We start from the raw sequence: 7,402 nt of genomic DNA on the forward strand, positions 1-7,402 counted from the left end.
TGGGGTGGTTCGTGGGTTAGAATCCGACCCCGGGTGTGCCGGGAAGTCTGGTCGGCGAACGTTCGACGTACCCGCAGTCCACCCGACGAAGGACACCCGTGACCTCAGCCGACTCCCCCGACTCCACCGCGTGGACGGGCGCACTGAACCGCTACCTGCGCACCGAGACCGCGGGTGGCACGCTGCTGCTCGTCGCCGCCGCGATCGCTCTGATCTGGATCAACTCGCCCCTCGGCGACTCCTACGTGGCGCTGCGCGACCACGAGATCGGCCCCGCATCCCTGCATCTGCACCTGTCGATCGGCACCTGGGCGACCGACGCCCTGCTCGCCGTGTTCTTCTTCGTCGCGGGACTCGAACTCAAACGCGAACTGGTCGTCGGCGAACTCGCCGACCGGAAGAAGGCGCTGCTGCCGGTCATCGCCGCATTCGGTGGTGTCGCGCTGCCCGCGCTCATCGCCGCGACCATCGGCTGGGGTGCACCCGGCATGGACCGTGGTTGGGCGATCCCCGTCGCCACCGACATCGCCTTCGCTCTCGGTGTGCTCGCCCTCACCGGATCGCGTATCCCCACCGGGGCCCGGGTGTTCCTGCTCAGCCTCGCCGTCGTCGACGACCTCATCGGCATCGGCCTGATCGCGATCCTGTTCACCTCCGCGATCTCGCTGCTGTGGATCGCCGTCACCGTCGCGTGCTCCGTGATCTACTGGCTGGCCCAACGGCAACGCATCACGAGCACCTGGCTGTACGTACCGCTCGCACTGCTCACCTGGTACGCCATGCATTCGGCGGGTATCCACGCCACCATCGCGGGCGTCGTCCTCGGCCTCCTCACCCGGGTGCGACCCGATCCCGGTGAGGACTACGCGCCGGCCGAGCGGCTGGCCCACCGCATCCAGCCGTGGTCGGCCGCCCTGTGCGTACCCGTCTTCGCCCTGTTCGCCTCGGGCGTCCCGATCGGCCCGGCGATGCTCGCCGACGTGTTCACCGACCCCGTCGGGCAGTCGGTCGTCGCCGGCCTGCTCGTCGGAAAGACCGTCGGGATCTTCGGTGTCACCTGGATCGCGATCAAACTGGGTGTCGCGCGACGTCCGAGCGGCCTGCAATGGGGCGATCTGTTCGCGCTCGCCGTGCTCGCCGGCATCGGATTCACCGTCAGCCTGCTCATCGCGGAACTCTCACTGGGCGGGATCGAGGGCGGTGGACCCGTCGAGATCGCGAAAGCGGCGGTCCTCGTCACATCGGTGATCGCATCGATTCTGGGTTCGGCGCTACTGTTACGGCGTGGGCGCGCCCACAGTAAGCGCAACGAACAACCTGAAGGGGTCGACTAGTGAGCGTCACGAACGGGAACCGGCCGGGCGACGGAGCGCCGACGAGCATCGCGGCCATTCCGCTGACCGAGGTGCACCCGCCGTCACCGAAGGACGCGTCCGTCGGTGATCTCGTCCGCGACGTCGCCACCCAGGTGTCGACCCTGTTCCGCGCCGAAGTGGAACTCGCGAAGGCCGAGGTCACCGGCGAGGTCAAGAAGGGCCTGCAAGGCAGCCTGTTCTTCATCCTGGCACTCACCGTGCTGGCGTTCAGTTCGTTCTTCTTCTTCTTCTTCCTCGCCGAACTCCTCGACGTGTGGGTCGCGCGGTGGCTGGCATTCCTCATCGTGTTCCTGCTGATGGTGGTGGTCACCGCGATCCTCGCCCTGATCGGGTACCTGCGGGTCCGCAAGCTGCGAGCCCCCACGAAGACGATCGACTCGCTCAAGCAGGCCCGCACCGTGCTGCCGATGGGCGACAACCCGTCGCACAGCGCACCCGCCGGACGCTGACAGCCCGGACGACTTCTGCAGTGTCCGCACCCGATCCGTCCACGGTCCGTTTCGACGGACCGTGGACCCATCGTGACATCCACGCCAACGGCATCCGTCTCCATGCCGTGGAAACCGGGCCCACCGAGCCGGGCACACCACTGGTGGTGTTCGTGCACGGGTTCGCCGACCTGTGGTGGTCCTGGCGTCACCAGCTCACCGCGTTCGCCGAGGCCGGTTACCGCGCCGTCGCCGTCGACCTGCGCGGGTACGGCGACTCCGACAAACCCCCGCGCGGCTACGACGGCTGGACGCTCTCGGGTGACATCGCCGGGCTGATCCGGGCTCTCGGACACCGGGAGGCGATTCTCGTCGGCCACGCGGACGGCGGTCTCGTGTGCTGGGCCACCGCCATCCTGCACCCGCAACTCGTGCGGGCCATCGCCGTCATCGGCTCCCCGCACCCCATCTCGCTGCGCGACGCCGTCATCCGCGACCGCGCGCAGCGCCGCGCGCTCCTGCCCACGTTCCTGGCCTACCAGTTGCCGTGGCGACCCGAGCGGCTGCTCGTCCGGAACGGCGGAGCCGAGATCGAACGGCTCATGCGGCTGCGCTGCGGGCCCGACTGGCAGCGCACCACCGAATTCACCGACGTCGTGACCCGACTGCGATCGGCGATCGCCATCCCCGGGGTCGCCCACTGCAACCTCGAATACCAACGATGGGCGTTCCGCAGCCAGTGGCGTCCCGACGGCCGCCGATTCCTGAAGGCCATGGACGTCACTCTCGATCTATCCGTGCTGCAACTGCACGGTGCACTCGACCCGTACGTGCTGGCCTCGACCCTGCGTCGCTGCGTGCGGCACGCACCGGGCCGCACCGTGAAGATCGTCGACGGGGCCGGTCACTACACCCATCAGGAACGCGCCGACGACGTCACCACCGCACTGCTCCGGTTCGCCGACACCACCCGTTGACGGCGTCAGACGATGCAGGCGCCGGTCGCGACGGGGTCTACCGCGGTGCCCGCGACCGACAGCTGACGACTCACCTCGGCCGCGGTCAACGCGAACCCGGTGTCGCTGTCGTCCACAGCCGCGCCGAACACGACACCGAGGACCTGCCCGTTCGGGTCCACCAGGGGACCCCCGGAATTGCCCTGTCGCACGAGACCGCGCAGCGTGTACACCTCACGCTCGACGGTTCCGCTGCGGTAGATGTCGGGCCCCTGCAGATCGAGGGTCTCGCGGATGCGCGCCGCACTCGCCGTGTACGGCCCGCCCCCCGGATAGCCCAGGACGATCGCGTCGTCACCGGTCACCGCGGGTTCGGGAGCGAACGGCAACGGCTCCGCCGTGAGGCCCGGCACGGCGAGGATCGCGACGTCCACGGACGGGTCGAACAACACCACCTCGGCATCGAGCGCCCGACCACCACTGTCGACCGACACCGCCGCGGTGCCCGCGACGACGTGAGCGTTCGTCATCACCCGTTCCGGCGCCACCACGAACCCCGAGCCCTCGAGTGCCTTCTGGCAGCTCGGCGCCACACCGTTGATGCGCAGCACACTCGGACCGATCTGCTCCGGGATCGGGCCGTACAGCAACGCACCGTCCGGCACCTCGACCTCGGCGATGGGGGTGCGACCGAACGGCCCCATCACCTCGGGTAGCCCCGACGTGTCCAGCAGCGACGAGAACTCCTTGGGGATCGCCCGCATCCAGTCGGGTGCAACGTCGTCGACGGTGCCCAACACACGCGATCCGCGCACCGCGGCCGACAGCTCGGACTGGGTCGTCGTCGTCAGGGGAATCGCCAGCAGCCACGCCGCGATGAGCACCGCGACCGCCTGAAGCCCGGCGCCGACGACGCTGTCCACCGCGCGGGTACCGGGACTGTGCATGCCGCTGCGTGCCGCGCGGCCCAGTACCATTCCCGCGACCTCACCGATCACCACGAGCACGACGATCAGCACGATGCCGGTGAGGATCCGGATCCGGCCCTCGTCGACATGCACGAGAACGTGCGGGGCGATCAGGATCCCGGCGACCGCGCCGAGCAACACGCCGACGAACGCCAGCGCCGACGTCACGGCACCCTGCCGCAGACCCGACGAGATCGCGATCAGCACGACGAGCACGATCACCAGATCGATCCAGCCGGAGCCCGTCACGACTCGATCACCCCCGACTCCATCTCGGCCAGTACGACGTCGAGGTCACGGATGTCGCGGTGATCCCATTCGATCTCCCATCCCGACACGGAGAAGAGACCGGCGAGAACCCCCGCGGTGAATCCCCACACGAGCATCCCGTCGACCCGGAACGCGGGCCCCCGGTACCCCAGCCGGTGCCGGACCTGAAAGCGGTTGTCCGGGTCGAGCAGATCGTGCAACGACACCCGCGCGACGCGCGCTGCCTCCGCGGGATCGACGACGCCGACGTGGCTCGGGGTCTCCCAGTAGGCCACCACCGGTGTCACCTCGAAACCCGACGGTGGAATGAACAGGTCGGGCAGCGTCGCCAGTGTGCGCACCCCGGACGGGTCGAGTCCGGTCTCCTCCTGTGCCTCCCGCAACGCCGTACCGACGGGTCCCTCGTCGCCCGGGTCGGCAGCGCCTCCCGGGAACGCGACCTGGCCACTGTGCTGTCGCAGCGTCGCCGCACGCTGAGTGAGCAGGACGTCGGCGTCCGGCGGCAGCCCCCCGTGCGCCAGCGGGTCGGCCTCGGGTGATCCTCCGAACAGGACCAGTACAGCGGCCTTGCGCACCGCGCTGCCGGCGGGGGCACGTCGGTGCAGAATCGGGTTGACGCTGTTCGGGTCGGCGGGTTCCGAGGTGGCCACGCTCCGCAACCAGTCGGGCATCATATGTCGACCCCCAGATGGGTCGCGACGACGTCGGTCACCTCGTCGACACTGTGGAACGGCTGCGGCAGCACCTTCGCGACCGACCCGTCGGCCCGAACCAGCACGGTCACGGGCAGCACCGCGGGCACCTCGAACGCCGCACGCACCCGGCCGGAGCCGTCCTGGACCCCGGGAAGGTGCACTCCGTAGGCGGCGAGTTTCTCGAGGGCGCCCGCCTCGTTCGGATCGGTGTGGACCGTCACCACCGCCATCGTGTCGCCGGCACGGGCGGCGAACTCCTCGAGGACGGGGAGTTCCTCGGCGCACGGCGCACACCACCACGCCCACAGGTTCACCAGGGCCGGACGACCGGCGAGTCCGGCGGCCAGGTCGGTCGCCGACCCGTCACCGACGCATTCGAACACCATGCCCGCGAGGGGACCCGCCGCGGGCGGACCCCCGGGTTCCGGACACGCCCGCAGCGCCGCGGTCTCCCGTAGCGGCGCCAGCGCCTGCGCATCGTCCTGCGGGCGGCGATCGACGGGTACGGCCGTGGTCGCGGACGTGCCGTCGTCGACCACGGTCCCGCCGTCACGGTCGCGGGGCCAGATCGCGACGATCAACGCCAGCACGATCACCAGCGCTGCCAGGCTCCATCGGCCGGCACCGGACGAACGCACCGTACTCACCGCCCGGCCAACTCGAGCAGATGCTCGGTCTCCGGTCCCTTGACCAGTGCGGCGGCTGCGGCAGGGTCCGTGGGACCTGCCCCGTACGCCGGGCAGTCCGCGCTCAGCACGCACACCCCGCACGCCGGTTTCCGCGCGTGGCACACCCGACGGCCGTGGAAGATCACCCGGTGCGACAGCAACGTCCATTCCTTGCGTTCGATGAGGCCACCCACCGCGAATTCGATCTTCACGGGGTCGGTCTCCTCGGTCCACCGCCACCGGTGGACCAGTCGCGTGAAGTGCGTGTCGACGGTGATTCCCGGCACATCGAATGCGTTGCCGAGGACGACGTTGGCGGTCTTGCGGCCGATACCGGGGAGGGTCACGAGGTCCTCCATGCGGTGCGGGACCTCACCGTCGAATCGTTCGAGCAGGGCCTGTCCGAGTCCGATGAGGGAGTTCGCCTTGTTGCGGTAGAACCCGGTGGAACGGATGTACTCCTCGAGTTCGGCGCGGTCGGCCTCCGCATATGCGCGCGCATCGGGATAACGGGCGAACAACGCCGGCGTGACCTGATTGACACGTACATCGGTGCACTGTGCGGACAGGATCGTCGCGACGGCGAGTTCGAGCGGCGTCGTGAAATCGAGTTCGCAGTACACGTGGGGGAACGCCACGGCGAGCGTGCGGTTCATCCGCCGCGCGCGGCGGACCAGGCCGAGCCGCGTCTCGCCGTCGCGTGAACGACCCGGCCGTCGACGCTTCGGTGCGGCGGCGTGGGTCGCCGCCGCGCCGGGATGGTCGGGTGGGGTCGCGTGCACCTGGACCACTGTACGTAAGCGGTCGAACCATGATCGGGGGCTGTGTCGCTTCTGAGACCTTGCCCGTGTTTACTTGCCGCTATGCAAGCTCTTGCTGTCGGGCTCTTCCCTGTGCTGCTGATGCTGTTTGCACTCGCGATGGAACGGGTCGAGTCCCGTCTGAGCCGGTTGTCCGTTCGTGAACAGGAGGTCGAGGAGTTCCTCGACAACGCCGACCACGCCGATGTGGCCACCCTCGCCCGCGAGGGCTTTCCCGGTGCGCTCGCTCGCTTCCATCGACGGCGGCGGCGCAGCGCGGGTCCTGATTCCGATCGTGCCGGTGCGCGGCAGGAGTTGAGTTCGAGGCGCGCGAGCTGACCTCGGTACCGACCGGTAGCATCCTCGAATGGGAGACAACATCCTCGGACGTCTTCCGTGGTGTCGGTCACTCACTGTGCCTCGCGCACAGTAGACTGGGCGTTCGTACGCCAGTCAGGTGACCCGCCCGGGATGGCCGTGGACGTGCAGACCCGACCGTTGATGACGAGTACAGATTCCCAAAAGGAGCGCACGTGGACGAGGTCCTGGCCAGAGCAGGCATCTTCCAAGGAGTCGAGCCCTCGGCGGTTGCGGCGCTGATCAAAGAACTGCAACCGGTCGATTTCCCGCGCGGCCATGTCATCTTCAACGAGGGTGAGCCGGGCGATCGGCTGTACATCATCGTCTCGGGCAAGATCAAGCTCGGCCGCCGTTCCCCGGACGGCCGCGAGAACCTGCTCACCATCATGGGTCCGTCGGACATGTTCGGTGAGCTGTCGATCTTCGACCCCGGCCCGCGCACGTCCACCGCGACCACCGTCACCGAGGTGCGCGCCGTGAGCATGGACCGCGAGGCACTCAAGGCGTGGATCGATCAGCGACCCGAGATCGCCGAGCAGCTGCTCCGCGTGCTCGCCCGCCGGTTGCGCCGCACGAACAACAGCCTCGCCGACCTGATCTTCACCGACGTTCCCGGTCGTGTCGCGAAGGCACTGCTGCAGCTCGCGCAGCGTTTCGGCACGCAGGAAGCAGGTGCCCTGCGCGTCACGCACGATCTCACCCAGGAGGAGATCGCGCAGCTCGTCGGTGCATCCCGCGAGACCGTCAACAAGGCCCTCGCCGATTTCGCGCATCGGGGTTGGCTGCGGCTCGAGGGCAAGAGCGTGCTGATCTCCGATTCCGAGCGTCTGGCGCGTCGCGCCCGCTAGAACGAGAACGAATCGTGGCCGGTCACCCGCGGG

9 protein-coding genes are annotated in these 7,402 nt (G+C 68.9%); 5 read left to right on the forward strand and 4 right to left on the reverse strand.

What is annotated here, in order from left to right; all coding sequences use genetic code 11:
- The first annotated feature begins 98 nt into the window (after positions 1–98).
- From nhaA to LDQ05_RS14515, 3 genes are read left to right on the forward strand one after another with little or no spacing between them, the layout of a single operon-like run.
- Positions 99–1,334, forward strand: a complete 1,236-nt coding sequence (nhaA, locus tag LDQ05_RS14505) for a Na+/H+ antiporter NhaA (protein ID WP_226437662.1) — start codon at positions 99–101, stop codon at positions 1,332–1,334.
- A complete protein-coding gene (locus tag LDQ05_RS14510; protein WP_226437663.1) occupies positions 1,334–1,825 on the forward strand; it encodes a phage holin family protein in 492 nt (163 codons plus the stop codon). Before nhaA ends, LDQ05_RS14510 begins: the two co-directional genes overlap by 1 nt.
- A 20-nt stretch (positions 1,826–1,845) precedes the next feature.
- On the forward strand, positions 1,846–2,781 hold the full coding sequence (locus LDQ05_RS14515; RefSeq protein WP_226437664.1) for an alpha/beta fold hydrolase: 936 nt from the start codon (positions 1,846–1,848) through the stop codon (positions 2,779–2,781).
- A 5-nt stretch (positions 2,782–2,786) separates the two neighbouring features.
- On the opposite strand, the gene LDQ05_RS14520 is transcribed toward LDQ05_RS14515, so the two are convergent.
- The 4 genes from LDQ05_RS14520 to nth are packed head-to-tail and all read right to left on the reverse strand — an operon-like array spanning position 2,787 to position 6,152.
- Positions 2,787–3,977, reverse strand: a complete 1,191-nt coding sequence (locus tag LDQ05_RS14520; RefSeq protein WP_226437665.1) for a MarP family serine protease — start codon at positions 3,975–3,977, stop codon at positions 2,787–2,789.
- Positions 3,974–4,672: an NUDIX hydrolase gene (locus LDQ05_RS14525; protein ID WP_226437666.1), complete on the reverse strand. Its 699-nt coding sequence runs from the start codon at positions 4,670–4,672 to the stop codon at positions 3,974–3,976. The genes LDQ05_RS14520 and LDQ05_RS14525 overlap by 4 nt, the downstream gene beginning before the upstream one ends.
- Positions 4,669–5,331 (reverse strand): TlpA family protein disulfide reductase, encoded by a 663-nt coding sequence (locus tag LDQ05_RS14530; protein WP_226437667.1) that lies wholly within the window; start codon positions 5,329–5,331, stop codon positions 4,669–4,671. Before LDQ05_RS14530 ends, LDQ05_RS14525 begins: the two co-directional genes overlap by 4 nt.
- A 5-nt stretch (positions 5,332–5,336) precedes the next feature.
- The gene (nth, locus tag LDQ05_RS14535) at positions 5,337–6,152 is read right to left on the reverse strand and encodes an endonuclease III (protein WP_372461121.1); all 816 of its coding nucleotides are present in this window, start codon (positions 6,150–6,152) and stop codon (positions 5,337–5,339) included.
- 72 nt (positions 6,153–6,224) lie between these two features.
- Here nth and LDQ05_RS14540 point away from each other — a divergent pair, with 72 nt between their 5' ends.
- Positions 6,225–6,500: a hypothetical protein gene (locus LDQ05_RS14540; protein ID WP_226437668.1), complete on the forward strand. Its 276-nt coding sequence runs from the start codon at positions 6,225–6,227 to the stop codon at positions 6,498–6,500.
- Positions 6,501–6,694: 194 nt separating this feature from the next.
- Positions 6,695–7,369 (forward strand): Crp/Fnr family transcriptional regulator, encoded by a 675-nt coding sequence (locus LDQ05_RS14545; protein ID WP_132474876.1) that lies wholly within the window; start codon positions 6,695–6,697, stop codon positions 7,367–7,369.
- Positions 7,370–7,402 lie beyond the last annotated feature (33 nt).

Origin of the sequence: Rhodococcus yananensis (assembly GCF_020515525.1) — a bacterium.
Taxonomy (GTDB): Bacteria; Actinomycetota; Actinomycetes; order Mycobacteriales; family Mycobacteriaceae; genus Rhodococcus; species Rhodococcus yananensis.